The following is a 15,691-nucleotide window of genomic DNA, read 5'->3' on the forward strand; positions in this document are numbered from 1 at the left end:
ACAGGTGCCCGAAGGTCTTCCTCTCAGCAATCGCCATCGCAGCTCTCGTCATCTATTGGCTATGAGTCCTGACCCTAAGGCCCAAACTTGGCATTACCAATGGTAATAAGGATCGGTTCGAGGAGGGGCCGGGTTTAACTCCTGCTTTCCGTATCCCAAGGAATTCCGCTAGTGTCGGCATCGACCTGATATGAGTGATGCCGCCACATGATCGAAATCCGCGACCTGCAACTGCTCAGCGCTTTGGCGCGGCACCGGCATTTTGCAAAGGCAGCCGAGGAATGCGGGATTTCCCAGCCTGCGTTTTCAATGCGTATTCGCAACCTAGAGGATCGGTTGGGCGTGTCCATCGTCCGCCGCGCCAACCGGTTTCAGGGCCTGACCGAAGAGGGCGAGATGATCGTCCAGCGGGCGCGGCGCATTCTGGACGACACCAAGGCCTTGGAACAGCAGGTGCAGGCGGCAAAGGGGGAAATCACGGGGACTCTGATACTGGGCGTGATCCCGACCGCAATCGCCTTTACGGGCCGGTTGATCAAGCGTCTGCAGCAGGCGCATCCGCGCATCATCACTCGGATCGAAACGATGTCGGCTACGGCCATTCAACATCGGCTGGACGAAGGCAGTCTGGATGCGGGCATCACATATGGCGACAGTATCGGCACCGATTTGCGGCAGGTACAGTCGCTGTATGAAGAAACCTATGTCCTGTTGATCCCGTCTCATATGACAGACGAAACGGGGCCAATACCCTGGGCGCGGGTCGCCGAATTTCCGGTCAGCCTGCTTGAACCGCAGATGCAGAACCGCCGCATATTAGACCGGATTTTCGCCGAACAGGGCCTGCATCCTCATGTGGTCGCGGAAACCAGCGGGTTCACTGCCTCAATGGTCATGGCGCGTGAGGGATTGGCGGCCACCGTGGTGCCACGCGTGTTGGTTCGGGCGTTGGGGGATCTGAAGGGAACAAAGGTTCTGCCTTTGGTCGATCCGGTGGTCAGCAAACCTATCTGTCTGGCGACCCTGACACGCGATCCGGAACTGCCAACGGTTGGAGCGTTGCGCGCGGTGGTGGCGTCTTTGCGGTGATAAGGTGTCGTTATCGTGCGATTGAAATATGCGATTTGACGATATGCTAGTCTGATGAGACACGGGGCCTGAATCGGAGGGCATCATGGCACCATTAGATACCAAGCCATCAGGCGCGCCAAAGGGCGTCTGGAAGTCAGGTAAAGGCAAGGGGCGGCACACACCCAAAGGCCGTCAGTTCACGGATGAGGCACAGGCCGAGATCACGCGCCTGCTGGGCGATCGTCCCCGCCGTCGCGACCTTTTGATCGAATTTCTGCATCTGATTCAGGACGAACACGGCCATATCAGCGCCGATCATATTGCTGCGCTGGCCGTCGAGATGCGGATTGGTCAGGCCGAGATATATGAGACCGCCACCTTCTATGCCCATTTCGATGTGGTGAAAGAGGATGAAACCCCGCCGCCCGCGCTGACCATCCGCGTCTGCGATTCCCTGTCCTGCGAAATGGCCGGTGCCCAGCAGTTGCAAAAGGCGTTGGAAGACGGTCTTGATCCTTCCAACGTCCGTGTCCTGCGTGCGCCTTGCATGGGTCGTTGCGATACTGCGCCTGTGCTGGAGATCGGGCATAACCATATCGACCATGCCACCCCTGAAAAGGTGCAGGCGGCGATTGCTGCGGATGATACCCACGCCCATCTGCCCGCCTATGAAACCTTTGCGGCATATGAAGCAAACGGCGGCTATGCAAAGCTGAAAGAGCTGCGCGAGAGCGGTGATTGGGAGAAAGTACAGGAAGACATCCTGTCCTCGGGCTTGCGCGGTCTGGGTGGAGCTGGCTTCCCGTCCGGCAAGAAATGGGGCTTCGTTCGCATGAACGAAGGCACCCGTTATCTGGCCGTGAATGGCGATGAAGGTGAGCCTGGCACGTTCAAAGATCGCTACTACCTTGAACGCACGCCGCATGTCTTCCTTGAAGGCATGCTAATAGCTGCCTGGGCGGTAGAGGCCGAGACCTGCTTTATCTATATGCGCGATGAATATCCGGCGGTGCTGGAAATTCTACGCCGCGAGATTGCCGAGCTGGAACAAGCTGGCCTGATTGAAAAGGGATATATCGATCTGCGCCGGGGCGCCGGTGCCTATATATGCGGCGAAGAATCCGCGATGATCGAGTCGATCGAAGGCAAGAAAGGCTTACCGCGTCACCGGCCTCCGTTTGTGGCGCAGGTTGGGGTCTTTAACCGTCCGACCTTGGTGCACAATGTCGAGACGCTCTATTGGGTGTCGAAAATCTGCCGCGAGGGGCCGGAATGCCTCAACAGCACGGAAAAGAATGGGCGCACGGGTCTGCGCAGCTATTCGGTCTCGGGCCGGGTGGCGCAGCCGGGCGTCTATCTACTGCCCGCAGGGTCGACCATTGTGGATGTGATTGAGGCGGCTGGCGGCATGGCCGAGGGTCAGACTTTCAAGGCGTATCAGCCGGGTGGGCCGTCTTCGGGTCTGCTGCCTGCGTCGATGGATGATATCCCTCTGGACTTCGACTCCTTGCAACCACACGGGACGTTTATCGGTTCCGCTGCTGTGGTGGTTCTGTCCGATCAGGATACGGCCCGCGATGCTGCGCTGAACATGTTGCGCTTCTTCGAGGATGAAAGCTGTGGCCAGTGCACGCCCTGCCGGGCGGGCTGTGAAAAGGCGGTCAAGCTGATGCAGGCTGACAAGTGGGATCAGGATCTGCTGGAAGATCTGTGCCAGGTCATGGGCGATGCCTCGATCTGCGGACTGGGGCAGGCGGCCCCGAACCCGATCCGCCTGGTCATGAAACATTTCGCTGACGAAATCTGAGGGAGACAGAGCCATGCTTGATGCAAGCCCAACCAAGACCGTCACCTTCAATCTGAACGGAAATGACGTCACCGTGCCCGAAGGCTGGACCATCTGGGAAGCCGCCAAGGGGCAGGGGTTCACGATCCCGCACCTCTGCCACAAGCCCCAGCCGGGTTACAAACCCGACGGCAACTGCCGCGCCTGCATGGTCGAGGTCGAGGGCGAGCGCACGCTGGTCGCCTCGTGCATCCGTCCCGCTGCCGAGGGCATGGTCGTCAAGACCGATACCGACCGTGCCGAGAAATCACGCGCAATGGTCATGGAACTCCTGGTCGCCGACCAACCCAAAGAGGCGCACGATAAATCCAGCCATTTCTGGGACATGGCCGAACTGAACGATGTCAGCGACAGCCGGTTCCCTGCCAAAGAGCCCGGGAAAATCCCGTTGCTGGATGACAGCCATATCGCGATGCGGGTTAATCTGGATGCTTGCATCAACTGCAACCTCTGCGTTCGTGCATGCCGCGACGTGCAGGTGAACGACGTGATCGGTATGGCCGGTCGTGGACACACTGCGCAGGTGGTGTTTGACCAGAACGACCCGATGGGGGATTCGACCTGTGTCGCCTGTGGTGAATGTGTTCAGGCCTGTCCGACCGGTGCCCTGATGCCTGCCACAGTGCTGGACGACCAGCAGGTTGGCGACAGCAAGGACTATGATTCCGAGACCGAAAGTGTCTGCCCGTTCTGTGGCGTTGGCTGTAAGGTCTCGCTCAAGGTCAAAGACGGCAAGGTGAAATATGTCGAGGGGATCAACGGCCCTGCCAATGAAGGCCGCCTGTGTGTTAAAGGCCGGTTTGGGTTCGACTATATCCACCATCCCCACCGCCTGACCAAGCCGCTGATCCGGCGCGAGGATGCGCCTGCCAAGGGGTTGAACGTCGATCCGTCAGACCTGTCGACCCATTTCCGCGAAGCGACCTGGGAAGAGGCGATGGACCTGGCGTCCTCCAGACTGAAGGCGCTGCGCGACCAGGACCCACGCAATGTCGCGGGCTTTGGCTCGGCCAAGTGTACCAACGAAGAAGCATATCTGTTCCAGAAGTTCATTCGTCAGGGATTTGGGCACAACAATGTCGACCACTGCACGCGTCTGTGCCATGCCTCATCGGTGGCGGCGCTGATTGAAAACGTCGGTTCGGGTGCTGTGACCGCAACCTTTAACGAGATCGAAAACGCGGATGTGGCTATCATCATCGGGGCCAACCCGATTGAGAATCACCCCGTTGCGGCGACCTATTTCAAGCAGTTCACCAAGCGCGGCGGCAAGCTGATCGTGATGGACCCACGTGGTGTCGGCATGCGTAAATTTGCTGATGAGATGCTGCAATTCCGCCCCGGTGCCGATGTCTCGATGCTGAACGCGATCATGAACGTGATCGTCGAAGAGGAACTGTACGACAGCCAGTACATCCACCGCTGGACCGAGAACTGGGAAGCCGAAAAAGAGCATCTGCGCGCCTACACGCCCGAGGCAATGGCGCCCATTTGTGGCATTGAGCCAGATCAGCTGCGTCGTGTCGCGCGTACCTTCGCGCAGGCCAAGGCTGGTCTGATCTTCTGGGGTATGGGCGTCAGTCAGCACATCCACGGCACGGATAACTCACGATGCCTGATCTCGCTGGCATTGATGACCGGCAATGTTGGTAAACCCGGCGCGGGTCTGCACCCGCTGCGTGGCCAGAACAACGTGCAGGGCGCGTCTGACGCGGGTCTGATCCCGATGTTCCTGCCGGATTATCAGTCGGTTATGGATGACGGCATTCGGGCACAGTTCAGCTCGGTCTGGGGATCTGAGGATTTCTCGAACGAAAAAGGCCTGACCGTCACTGAAATCATCGATCAAGCATATGCGGGTAATATCAAGGGCATGTATATTCAGGGTGAAAACCCAGCCATGTCCGACCCCGATGTAGGCCACGCGCGGGACGCACTGGCCAAGCTGGAGTTGATGATCGTGCAGGACATCTTCCTGACCGAAACGGCGAACTACGCCGACATCATCCTGCCTGCCTCGGCGCTGTATGAAAAGAACGGCACCGTGTCGAACACCAACCGTCAAGTTCAGCGTGTGCGTCCGGCTGTGGCACCTCCGGGTGAGGCGCGTGAGGACTGGAAAATCACCGTTGAGCTTGCGCAACGCATCGGGCTGAACTGGGATTACACCGATGTTAGCCAGGTGTTTGATGAGATGAAGCTGACCATGGCGTCGCTCGACAACATCACCTGGGAGCGGCTGGAGACCGAAACAATCACCTACCCGTCGCTGTCTGAGACCGATCCGGGCCAAGCGATTGTGTTTGGTGATGGCTTCCCTCGTGCCGATGGGCGGGCCAAGTTCACTCCTGCCAGTGTGATCCAGCCGGATGAAGCGCCGGATGAGGAGTATCCGATGATCGCCACCACGGGTCGTCAGCTTGAACATTGGCACACAGGGTCAATGACCCGCCGGGCCACGGTGCTGGATGCGGTTGAACCGGAGGCCAACTGTTCGATGAACCCACGTCAGCTAAAGCTGATGGGAATCGAACCGGGCGAGACCATTCGCCTGACCACCCGTCGCGGCTCGATCGAGATCATGGTGCGTGCCGACCGGGCGATTGCAGAGGACATGGTGTTCATCCCCTTTGCCTATGTTGAGGCGGCAGCGAATATCCTGACCAACTCGGCCATCGACCCTTATGGTAAAATCCCTGAGTTCAAATTCTCGGCCATTCGCGTTGAAAAGATCGAAGGCGTAATCGCGGCTGAGTAAGAGTGTCGGAGTAGAGTTTTTGAGGGCGGCCTTGCGAGGCCGCCCTTTTAGGTTTCCGCAACGTCAACGGGGAAATAGGCATTTCCCACTCAGCTTTGCGCCATTTGCGCCATATTTCTCTGGTTTCAGCAATTTTAAACCTAAGAAAACGCCACCAAGCGCCCATTTTGCGGTCGTGAGGTTAGGTCTTGATTGGGTTTGGAAACGAAATTGGGGAACCGATTGCGCAGGGCCCGAACCTGTGGGCGGTCGGGCCTAGGCGCCGAAGCCGAAATAGATGGTAGTAGTGCGATCAGAGCAACAAGGGCTGAATGAAACCGCAAGACGTGTATAACGATTTGAAACAGGCTGAGCTTTCGTTTGTCGTATTGCCGGGTATGTCGGTTGATGCGATCCTGAGCGAAGTCCTTAGTTTTTTCCTGTCCAGAAACTTCCTGATGTTTCTGCCCGCTTTGATGCTGTTGCTCCTTGGTGCGACGCCGTCATTGTTTGCTGAACCGCTAAACGGGCTGGGGCGATCGATCTATTGGATGTTCGGATTGCTGGGGTATATGGGTTCGGTGGTTCTGATGTTGCTTTTTGAGGCAGTCTGCAGCCGATATCTGGGCATCAAACGGTTTTTCACCCCGCTGACATGTTTTCCCGTTGCGTATGGGGCGATGAAGTTTGCCCAATTCGCAACGACAATGGTTTTCAGTACGTTTCTGTCTTTCAGCTTTGAAAACTCGCCGCTTTTGCTGCCTCAGTACTTTCTCGTCGTTGGAATTGAAGTGATCGTAATCGTTTGGGTTTTTCCACCTTATCTGGCCCGCCTGCGCGCCGGCGATCCGCAACCCGAGGAAGAGCCGGATAGCAGAGTGGAATCCCGTGTTCCTGTGGCCAATGGTTTAGTGTCCGCCAATGGGCAAAATTTTTTGGCCAAGGATATCTTGTTCGTTCAGGCTCAGCAGCACTATGTCACCCTGCGTGTAGATGAAAAAGAAGTGCTGGTGCGTTCAACGTTCAAAGGCATCCTATCGCAAATGCCAGAATGCTATGGCCTACAGGTGCATCGGTCCTTTTGGGTTGCTAATCGGTGTGTGGATATTGCTAAAAGCCTGAATGAAGTCGGATATCTGGTTCTGGGCTGCGGCAAAAAGATCGCGATCGCCCGTAGCCGGCACGGCGCCGTGCGTGATTGGCTGTCCGAGATGGCGTCAGCGGAAAGCCCGGCAACAGTTAAAGCTTCACAACAACAAACCTGACATCGTTCGGCGGAAACATCCGGCTTATCGGTTCGTTTAGATAATCCACCTTCCCATCGCTGCTGGGTACAGAATACGCAGTGGATGGGAAGGTGGGCAGTTCAATATTTTTAGTAATGAAAAGATTTGAATTTTGATCTTTTGCTTTCCCCGATTTTGAGTTTTTCCCCCTCTATAATCAGGTCGTACTGGTCAACAAGTCACTCGATAAAGACGCCGCAAAACCAGGCGCTGCCTTCTTTTCCTGCATAGGCACGGACCTGGCAATGAAATTGGTACGAAACGTCAAAAATTCGAAACGAACGGCAATGAAAATTCGTGTCGCACGAAATGAATAGAGCGACTTGTGCATTCGCTGTCATGTTAAGAAATTGATAGTAAAGGGGTTAATGAAATTCCCTGCCTTCCTGTGATTTGGCCCGAAACTGTTGTCACAGATGCAGAGTTTTGCGCAGGATTAGTAGTCGCGCTCGAAAAAGACACCCAATCCCGTTTCCCCCCGCCCGTCAACGGTTCCGCGCATTGTGATATTATCGGTGACGTCCAGATTGAGGTTCACTTCGGTATTTCCTTCGGTGTTCACGTTGAAGTCGGTATAGAGATTGTCACCCAGATACGCCCCGGCGCCCAAAATTCCGCCGCTTGACGTTGCTCCGATATCGACTGTGTCGACACCGGTCGACTCCCTCAGACCCTTGGTTGCATCCCCTCCTGCACCGCTGAGCTGCGCCAGCGAAGCCGCCATCTGGGCAATGACAAAGGGCGACAGCTCAGAGAAACGGTTGCCAAACAACAGCATGGCCAGCGCCTCTTCTGCTGGCCGTTCCGGATCCGAGAACACGTTGACTTCGGGGGCGTCCAGCGGCCCGGCGATTTCGATTGTAGCGGTCCCGTCCGAGGTGCTGTTTGAGGATTCAAATTCGATATAGGGTGTCAAGTCGCCTTGTAGGGTCACGATCCCTTTTGTCAGGGCCAGCCTGCGGCCCAGAATGTCGAAATTGCCTCGGATTAGAGCGATCTGGCCCGAAGGAATGATCGAGGTTGTTGTTCCGCCTATGTACAGCTGTCCGCCGAGTTCGGCATTCACGCCTCGACCTCGGACAAACACGGCCTTGGGGGCGAGCAGAGCGATGTCCAGCGCAATACGGGAATCGCTTTGGGTGGCATCGTCCTGTTTTACCAAACGGGCACGTTCCCGAGTCCTATAGCTGGCCGCGTTTTCGTTGATATGTTCGATCTCTGGTATGGGTGCAGCGCCGACCGCACCCGAGGCGGCGGCGAGATTAATATTGGTTTCCTCGAATGTAATTTGCCCGACTATTGTGCTGTTGCCCGCCAAAGCTCCGGTCATTGCGATTTGCCCGTTCAGGATCGCCTCGTACAAAAGCTGATCCGTCAGCACGAGACGATTGAGCGTGGTCGTAATTTGCGCATTGAACGGAGGCGTCAGGTCAATCGGGCCCGCGACGGTGAAATTACCCCCGGCGCGGGTTCCACCATTTAGGGAGATGTTGGCGCGGTTGTTGGCCAACTCGACCGCGCCGCTGATGCCGGTAATGGTCTGACCGGCACCCGGTATCGCCAACGAGGTTCCAGAGGTCGTGATCGACCCGCTGAGCGCCTCAAGCGAGGGTTGGCCATTCAAGCTAAGGTCGTACCGCGCAGTCCCGTCGATTTGGTTGGGGGTGATGAACAGGTTTGCGATACCGATATTAACCCCGCCTTGCGCATGCAGATCGGCGTTTCCTGTGGTTTCATCGAACGTGCCCGAGATTTCGCCGGTGATCTGTGCCGGGCCCTGCGCCGAAGAGTTGATAGTCCAGACGCCTGCCTTGCGCTTTGCGGTCCCATTGGCGGTGATTGTACCTGGAAAGTCTGGGGCGAAACGCTCGACCTTGTTTAGCTCGGCGTCAAAGTCCAAGTCTGCCGATCCGTCAGAGCCGACAGACCCCGTCAGCGACGCGTATGAACTGTCCGGCCCACGCAAGCTGACTCTTCCTTCAAGGCCCGAAGCTGTTGGCGCGGCGTTGCCTTCCAATGTGAGTGGTCCTGACAACGTCTTGGAAATCCGCGCAAGATCGTCCAGCTTTACCGAATAGCTCAGCCCGCCGGTCTCTTTGCTGACCTGACCCGAAGCGTCTGCGGTCAAGGCGGTGCCCCGCAGTTTGAAGTTTTGGACATTCAGACCCTGATCACTGTTCTCGGCATCGACACGCAGCGTCGTTCGACCTTCGATCAGTTTGTCGACGAGACTGATGCCAATCTGGACGTCCTGCGCATCGACATCGCCGGCTATGTCGAAGGTCTGGCTGGACAAAGCTCCGTTGCCATTGATATCCGCGGTAACCGACCCGGCAAGATCCCGGCCCGCGAGGTCCGAAAATAGCGAAAGATCAGGGACAGTCACCTGTGCCTGACCATCAAGAACTAGATTGCCGGTTGGGTCATTGATCGACGCGCTCACCTGTGCTGTCACGGCCCGTCCGTTGATGGTGGCTTTGCGTATGTCGATAAGGTCTCCCGTTTTCGCACCATCCCAGGCGATCACGGTTTTGCCTGCAAGCAGAGGATCGACTTCGGATATACCTGTCTGCAGATCCTGCGTCGTAATGCTGGCCGTGCCATCAAACTCTTGCGTCTGCAGGGTGCCTTTGCCGTCCATTTGTGCGCTGAGCGACCCGCCAAGCTGTCGCTGGGCCAGCCCGGAAAAGACCGAGAGGTCGGGCGCGTTGAGGCTGGCCTGACCGTCGATTGTCAGATTGCCATCAGGCGTGGTCACTTCGCCACTTGCCTGTGCCTGCGCGGCCTGACCGTCCAGATTAAACTCGCGGATGGAAATGCCATCCCCTCCACGGCTGGCGTCCAGCGTGATGGTGGTTTGGCCTGCGATCACGGGGTCGATATCGTCGCGACCGGTCGACAGGTTGTTGCCCTGAACTACCACTTTGCCGTCAAAGCTGCCCTCAAGCGGAGAGCCCTTGCCCTGAACCTCTGCCGAGGCTGACCCGGCCAGATCCATCTGGGCCAGGCCAGAGAACCGGGACAGATCGGTCGCGTCCAGCATAGCTTTGCCATCGACCGCCAGCCCGCTGGTCAATCCGCTGATCAGCGTGTCCAGCGCGAGAGTGTAATCTGATCCGATCAGTTCGAAACCGGACAATGTCAGCGACTGGTCATCACCATACTCAAATTGCCCGTCCAGCGTGATGCGGTCTCCGACGGCTGTATTCAGGTTCGGATCGGTCAAATCTATGCCCGTGACGCTGGCCTGCAGATCACCGTTCACCGTAAATCCAAGGGTCTGATCGAGCACGCCTTGCGCGATAATTTGGATGCTCTCAAGTTCGGCCTGGGGGGATTTGAAACTATCTGCTGTCAGGCTAAGATCCCAGAGATTGCCGTTCTTCTGATCAAACAAGGTCGAGATCTGCGCGGACTTGATCGTTTTGTCACCACCGCCAACCGGAAGCGTGACCGCCTGTCCCTGCGGCGGGGTAATGCGTCCCTGCAAGGCGGCAAACTGCAATGTGCCGCCCTCGGCCAGGGCCAACTCCCCCTCTAGGTTCAGCGCCTGCGTAGCAAGCTGAAGATCGGACAGGTCCAGAGCCCCTTCGGGCAGGGTCTGACCTTGCACGAACAGCCGCGAGTCCGCCCCGAAAAACGGGTCGATGGCAGGGCCGACGAAGGGTGTCAGGTCTCCGTTCAGATCGGCGGTAAATGCTATGCCTTCCGCAGTGTCGTCAGGGGCCGAACCAAGCCGAACCTGCCCAGCCAGACGCTGCTGCCCGTCACTGCTCAGCCCGATATCGGCGGTGAAATCCGTCAGCGGTCCGGCGCCTTTTGCCGTCAGCTCGATCGTTGGGCTGTCGGGAATGTTCAAAGCGGTCGAAATAAGCCCGCCGGATGCCTCGGCCACGTTCAGGTCCAGATTGATCTCGCTTGTCGAGTTGTCGAACCCGGCGGTCAGTGTGATCTCATCTCCGGCACGATCCAGCCGCACCACGTCGAGATTGGTGTCCAGCGTTCCATCAGCAAGCGACAGATTGCCGGTGACGGATAAGTCGGCGGCTACCCCAATCAGCGGCTGCCCCAGCGACAGCTGATCCACGCGGATTTCGCCGATTTCAACTGCGACAGGCAGCTCGGGCAGCTGGAATGTCTGGGTTTCCGCAGAGGGAGGAGGGGCATCTTTGGTTGTGGTGCCCGGCGCACGGGCTACGTCGATCTCTTGCGCTGTCAGCGCATTGACCGAGAACCGCCCACGTATCAGGGCCAGTCTGTTCCAATCCAGTTCGGCATCTTTGATGGTCAGCCAGACGCCCTCATCATCCGATACCGTGATCTCTGCGATTGTGGCCCGTGCGCTGAGGGCGCCTTGCAAGCCTTTGACGGTTACGTTCTGATCATCACCGGACAGGGTATCCTGCAGAAACTGCTCTAGCATACTGCCGCCTTCGTCCTGCGCCAGAACGGGGTAGGGCACCCACAGCAGAACAGCCGCCAAAACTGGATATGAGAAACGATGTGTCAAAATGCCTGACCAATTCCGATGTAAAACTGCAATCCGTCCCCGGTGCCGCCCTGAACGGGAAGGGCGAGATCAAGACGCAGGGGGCCAAAACCACCGAGGTCATATCTGATACCAAGCCCGGCGCCGGAATGGCTCTCTGCAGCGCTGCTGACAAAAGAGGACGTGTCGACAACACCATAATCATAAAACCCGACCAGCGATATTGTCTCGGTGATTTTGCCGCGAACTTCGCCAGATAGACCGAGGAAAGACTTGCCGCCAGCAACCTCATTGCCAACAGGAATGCCGAGGCTTTCATAGGGCTGACCGCGCACAGTGCCCGCACCGCCCGAAAAGAACAGGAAATCGGGTGTGACCCCGTCCAAGGCGGGTCCTACAATCGACCCAATCTGGACCCGTCCGGCCAGCACGAGACGACCTTGCGTCCGCAGACTGGTATAGGCACGCGCGTCCGCAAACATCCTGAGGCCTGTTTCTGTGTCGGACAGGCCGACAAATGGCATCACACGGGCATCCAGGTAATAGCCATTGGCGGCGCTGACCTTGCTGTCCCTTTCATCCCATTCGGAGCGGAACGGCAGGATGAAATAGCGGAACTTACGCCCGTCGCCATAGGCGTCATCTGCATCCGACCACTGAAACCCGGCGGATGCCTCGGCGTATAGGCGGTCTGAAAATGTGCGTCTTGCACCATAGGCCAGAGACGTCACCGTCACGTTGTAATTGTCGGTGTTGCGACGTTCCAGAAGGGCGCTCCAGAACGTACTGTCATCGGGGCCCAGCCGGTCGGGCTGATCCAGCCGCAGCCCGATGCGCCCGTCCAGATCCTCGGCCCCGCCAATATTGCGCAACGATGCCTCAAACCGCAGGCGTTGGGCGCGGCGGAACACGTTGCGATGCGTCCAGGTCGTCGACAGCTCCATCCCATCGCGCGAGGCCACTTCCAAACCGAAGGTCAGGCGGCGTTTGGGCATGTCTTCAAGATAGACATCGAAATCCAGGGAGCCATCAGGGTTGGGAGTGTCGTGCTCTTCGATCGAGACAATATTAAACGTGCCGGTGCGGCGAAGCCGGGTTCCGACCTTTTGCACCTGCTGGGGGGAATACACCTCTCCGGTTGGGAAGCCGGCGATTTGTTCGACGGACCTGTGGCGAACATCGCTGTCGCCTTTGATGTACATTTTTCCAAAGCTCAGACGCGGTCCCGGGGCGAGGTCAATGCGGGAATCCAGCTTTGCCTGGGCGTGGCGGGCAATGACTTTCTGGCCGCTGACCTCGGCCTTGGCATGACCAGCGTCACGCCATCCCTGCACGCCTGCTGACGCGGCTTGCTGAATGGCGCCGGTGGTGGCCAGTTTGCCCGACGCATAGTCTTCGGGAAGAACCGTTTCGGTTGCGATCGGCCGGACCACCGCCTGGCCAAATGTGAAGGTTGGGCCGGTTTTAACAGCAATCACGATTTTGTTGATCTGATTGGGCACGTTGAGTGAACTGAGTTCCGCCGCCTCTTTCCCGTCCAGTTTAATGCTGACGACGGGACTGAAATAGCCTTCGTCATAAAGGATCTGAACTATGGTGGTATAGTCCGACAGGGCCGCTGACAAAAGTTCAAGCGGCGTGTCCAGCCCGCGGGATTCTGCGGTTGTCACCGATGCGGTATCTTCGATCCGTTCAACCAGCGCTTTCGGAGCGCCCGGTGCCGTGAGGACGGTTTCCAATGCGGCCAGCGATGTGGGCAATGTGGCGACGACTATTCCGAACAGACAATTTCTCACAAAGCTGCATTGTCTTATTCGCTGCATCTATTGGCTCCAGCTGCCCCAACTAGAAATTAATTTCGGCGCCTTTTCGGATGTGGCGGCCCCTTCAGGATAGTTAGAACATCTGTAATCGTGTAGGGGAAGCGTTTATCGTTTGGCCAAGAAAATTAGCGGAACAAGTGATGGCTCAGTGCCAGTTCAAAGGCCAGCATTGCGGAACCAGCGAATGATCGCCGCGCGATCTTCCGGTTCCATATAGGTGACATTTGCGGGTGGCATGGCGTGACTGACACCGGCCTGCAGGTAAATCTGTTTCGCATTGCGGGCGATGTCACCTTGGGTTTCCAGAAGAATGCCCTTTGGCGCCCACAGGATGCCGTCCCAAACCGGTTCGCGCGCATGGCACATGGAACAGCGCCCCAGAACGACATCATGTGCCTGTTCGAACCCGTCTGCTGCTGCGTATTTCTGTTCAAATGCGGTGAGCGGCTGCGCCTCGGCCTCCTCCAGAGGTTTGTACATAGGCGCAGTGGACAGCCACATGATGGCGATGAACAGCAGAGCGGTCACCAGCCAGGTCCAGGTCGGATCACCGGCGCGGGCGTGGCGTGTATTGAAGTAGTGACGGATTGTGACACCCATCAGAAATACCAGCGCCGCAATGATCCAGTTGTATTGGGTGGCAAAGGCCAGCGGGTAGTGGTTCGAAAGCATCAAGAAAACCACAGGCAAGGTCAGATAGTTGTTATGAGTCGAACGCAACTTGGCGATCTTGCCGTATTTCGGGTCCGGGGTGCGGCCATTCTTAAGGTCGTCTACGACGATGCGCTGGTTCGGCATGATGATGAAGAATACATTCGCTGTCATGATCGTGGCGGTGAACGCGCCCAGATGCAGCATCATCGCGCGCCCGGTGAATATCTGGTTGTACCCCCAGCCCATCACCACCAGCAGGACAAACAGCAGCACCATCAGTAATGTTGGGCGCTCACCCAGACCGGATTTGCATAGGAAGTCGTAGATAAGCCAGCCCATAGTCAACGAGGCAGCCGAGATCAGAATGCCCTGCCACAGCGCCAGATCGGCCTTTTGGGCATCAATCAGATAAAGCTCTCCACCAACCCAGTAGACGATCATCAACAGCGCAGCTCCGCTAAGCCAGGTGGCATAGCTTTCCCATTTGAACCAGGTCAGATGATCCGGCATCCGCTCGGGTGCGACGAGGTATTTCTGAATATGGTAAAAGCCGCCGCCATGTACCTGCCATTCTTCCCCGTCGGCGGGGCCGGGGATATCCCGATTCAGGCCAAGGTCCAGAGCGATGAAGTAAAAGGATGATCCGATCCAGGCGATAGCAGTGATTACGTGCAGCCAGCGCACAGCAAATGCCATCCAATCCCAGAACACGGCGAATTCAAACATGAGAGTTCTCTCCAGTAGGTTATCGTCACCCTAGGCAAACTGGCTTTTCTTCGGTATTCCCGTATATTGTCAAACTGTATCAAAAAAAACGATAAGATGTCCTATCTCGACAATATTCGCACCTTCGTTCGTGTCTATGATCTGGGCAGCATGTCTGCTGCCGGGAGGGATTTGCGTGTTTCACCGGCGGTGACTTCGGCGCGAATATCACAGCTTGAGGATCATTTGGGCGTGCGTCTGTTTCAGAGGACTACACGTAACCTCAGCCCGACCGAGCAGGGACGTGCGTTTTACCCTGGAGCGGTTGCGGTCCTGGATGCCGTAGATGAAGCCGAGGCGCAGGTTGTTCACCTGACCGAAGCCCCCCGTGGGTCACTGTTCGTAGCCGCGCCTTTGGGCGTCGGGCGCAGGTTATTAGCCCCACATGTGCCGGATTTTCTCTCGGAATACCCCGAAATTGATGTGCGATTGCGCCTGACCGACAGGTCAGTGGACCTGACGACCGAAGGATTGGATCTGGCCTTTTTCATTGGTCAGCCCGAGGACAGCACCCTGCGTATTCGCAAGATCGCGGATTGCGCGCGGGTTCTGTGTGCCGCACCGGACTATGTAAAACGCAGGGGGATGCCGCAAAACGGAGCCGATCTTGTGTCCGACAAGCACGAGTGTCTTAACCTGCGGTATCCCGGCGCTGCAGAGTTTCAGTGGATGCTGGAAACTCCAGACGGGCCAAGACGTTATGCCGTGTCGGGCCGGTTTGAATGCGATGACGGAGATGTTTTGACCGATTGGGCGTTGTCAGGGCAGGGGATCGCGATGAAACCTGTGTTTGAGGCAGCGGAACATCTCAAGGCAGGACGTCTGGTGGTGGTTGCGAAGGAGACACCTCCTGTCTCTGTTCAGATGGCGTGTCTCTATACCCATCGACGTCACCAGGATCCCAAGGCGCGTTTGTTCATGGATTTCATGATCGCGCGAATTGGCAAGGTTGTGCAAAACTCGGACATCAACGGTTAGCAAAGGCTCCCGGCCGCGCGTAAATTTTCTCGAAGGGCTGTA

The 15,691-nt window shown here is 57.2% G+C and carries 8 protein-coding genes; 5 read left to right on the top strand and 3 right to left on the bottom strand.

Annotated features, from left to right (window positions below; genetic code table 11):
• Positions 1 to 207: 207 nt before the first annotated feature.
• The 4 genes from AC2FFB_RS18555 (at position 208) to AC2FFB_RS18570 (ending at position 6,919) form a co-directional block, all read left to right on the top strand.
• Positions 208 to 1,089 (top strand): LysR family transcriptional regulator, encoded by an 882-nt coding sequence (locus tag AC2FFB_RS18555; RefSeq protein ID WP_496694643.1) that lies wholly within the window; start codon positions 208 to 210, stop codon positions 1,087 to 1,089.
• A gap of 85 nt (positions 1,090 to 1,174) precedes the next feature.
• Positions 1,175 to 2,878 (top strand): NAD(P)H-dependent oxidoreductase subunit E, encoded by a 1,704-nt coding sequence (locus AC2FFB_RS18560; RefSeq protein ID WP_496875284.1) that lies wholly within the window; start codon positions 1,175 to 1,177, stop codon positions 2,876 to 2,878.
• Positions 2,879 to 2,891: 13 nt separating this feature from the next.
• Positions 2,892 to 5,675 (top strand): formate dehydrogenase subunit alpha, encoded by a 2,784-nt coding sequence (fdhF, locus tag AC2FFB_RS18565; RefSeq protein ID WP_496875285.1) that lies wholly within the window; start codon positions 2,892 to 2,894, stop codon positions 5,673 to 5,675.
• A gap of 311 nt (positions 5,676 to 5,986) precedes the next feature.
• The gene (locus AC2FFB_RS18570; RefSeq protein ID WP_496714320.1) at positions 5,987 to 6,919 is read left to right on the top strand and encodes a LytTR family DNA-binding domain-containing protein; all 933 of its coding nucleotides are present in this window, start codon (positions 5,987 to 5,989) and stop codon (positions 6,917 to 6,919) included.
• 457 nt (positions 6,920 to 7,376) lie between these two features.
• On the opposite strand, the gene AC2FFB_RS18575 is transcribed toward AC2FFB_RS18570, so the two are convergent.
• The 3 genes from AC2FFB_RS18575 to AC2FFB_RS18585 all read right to left on the bottom strand — a co-directional run bounded on the left by AC2FFB_RS18575 (position 7,377) and on the right by AC2FFB_RS18585 (position 14,632).
• Positions 7,377 to 11,450, bottom strand: a complete 4,074-nt coding sequence (locus tag AC2FFB_RS18575) for a translocation/assembly module TamB domain-containing protein (RefSeq protein WP_496875286.1) — start codon at positions 11,448 to 11,450, stop codon at positions 7,377 to 7,379.
• Complete coding sequence (locus tag AC2FFB_RS18580; protein WP_271952324.1) at positions 11,447 to 13,252, bottom strand: autotransporter assembly complex protein TamA; 1,806 nt, start codon at positions 13,250 to 13,252, stop codon at positions 11,447 to 11,449. Before AC2FFB_RS18580 ends, AC2FFB_RS18575 begins: the two co-directional genes overlap by 4 nt.
• 156 nt (positions 13,253 to 13,408) lie before the next feature.
• Complete coding sequence (locus tag AC2FFB_RS18585; protein WP_496692314.1) at positions 13,409 to 14,632, bottom strand: urate hydroxylase PuuD; 1,224 nt, start codon at positions 14,630 to 14,632, stop codon at positions 13,409 to 13,411.
• A 96-nt stretch (positions 14,633 to 14,728) separates the two neighbouring features.
• Between AC2FFB_RS18585 and AC2FFB_RS18590 the strand changes: the two genes are divergently transcribed.
• Positions 14,729 to 15,649, top strand: coding sequence for a LysR family transcriptional regulator (locus tag AC2FFB_RS18590; protein ID WP_281973831.1), 921 nt, complete (start codon positions 14,729 to 14,731; stop codon positions 15,647 to 15,649).
• The last annotated feature ends 42 nt before the right edge of the window (positions 15,650 to 15,691 follow it).

The sequence above is a fragment of the Ruegeria sp. YTSA219 genome (genome assembly GCF_059609985.1).

Excerpts from the sequence above, each read along its gene's own strand:
- AC2FFB_RS18585 (WP_496692314.1), bottom strand. The coding sequence starts at position 14,632 with ATGTTTGAATTCGCCGTGTTCTGGGATTGGATGGCATTTGCTGTGCGC.
- fdhF (WP_496875285.1), top strand. The coding sequence starts at position 2,892 with ATGCTTGATGCAAGCCCAACCAAGACCGTCACCTTCAATCTGAACGGA.
- AC2FFB_RS18590 (WP_281973831.1), top strand. The coding sequence starts at position 14,729 with ATGTCCTATCTCGACAATATTCGCACCTTCGTTCGTGTCTATGATCTG.
- AC2FFB_RS18555 (WP_496694643.1), top strand. The coding sequence starts at position 208 with ATGATCGAAATCCGCGACCTGCAACTGCTCAGCGCTTTGGCGCGGCAC.
- AC2FFB_RS18570 (WP_496714320.1), top strand. The coding sequence starts at position 5,987 with ATGAAACCGCAAGACGTGTATAACGATTTGAAACAGGCTGAGCTTTCG.
- AC2FFB_RS18580 (WP_271952324.1), bottom strand. The coding sequence starts at position 13,252 with ATGCAGCGAATAAGACAATGCAGCTTTGTGAGAAATTGTCTGTTCGGA.
- AC2FFB_RS18560 (WP_496875284.1), top strand. The coding sequence starts at position 1,175 with ATGGCACCATTAGATACCAAGCCATCAGGCGCGCCAAAGGGCGTCTGG.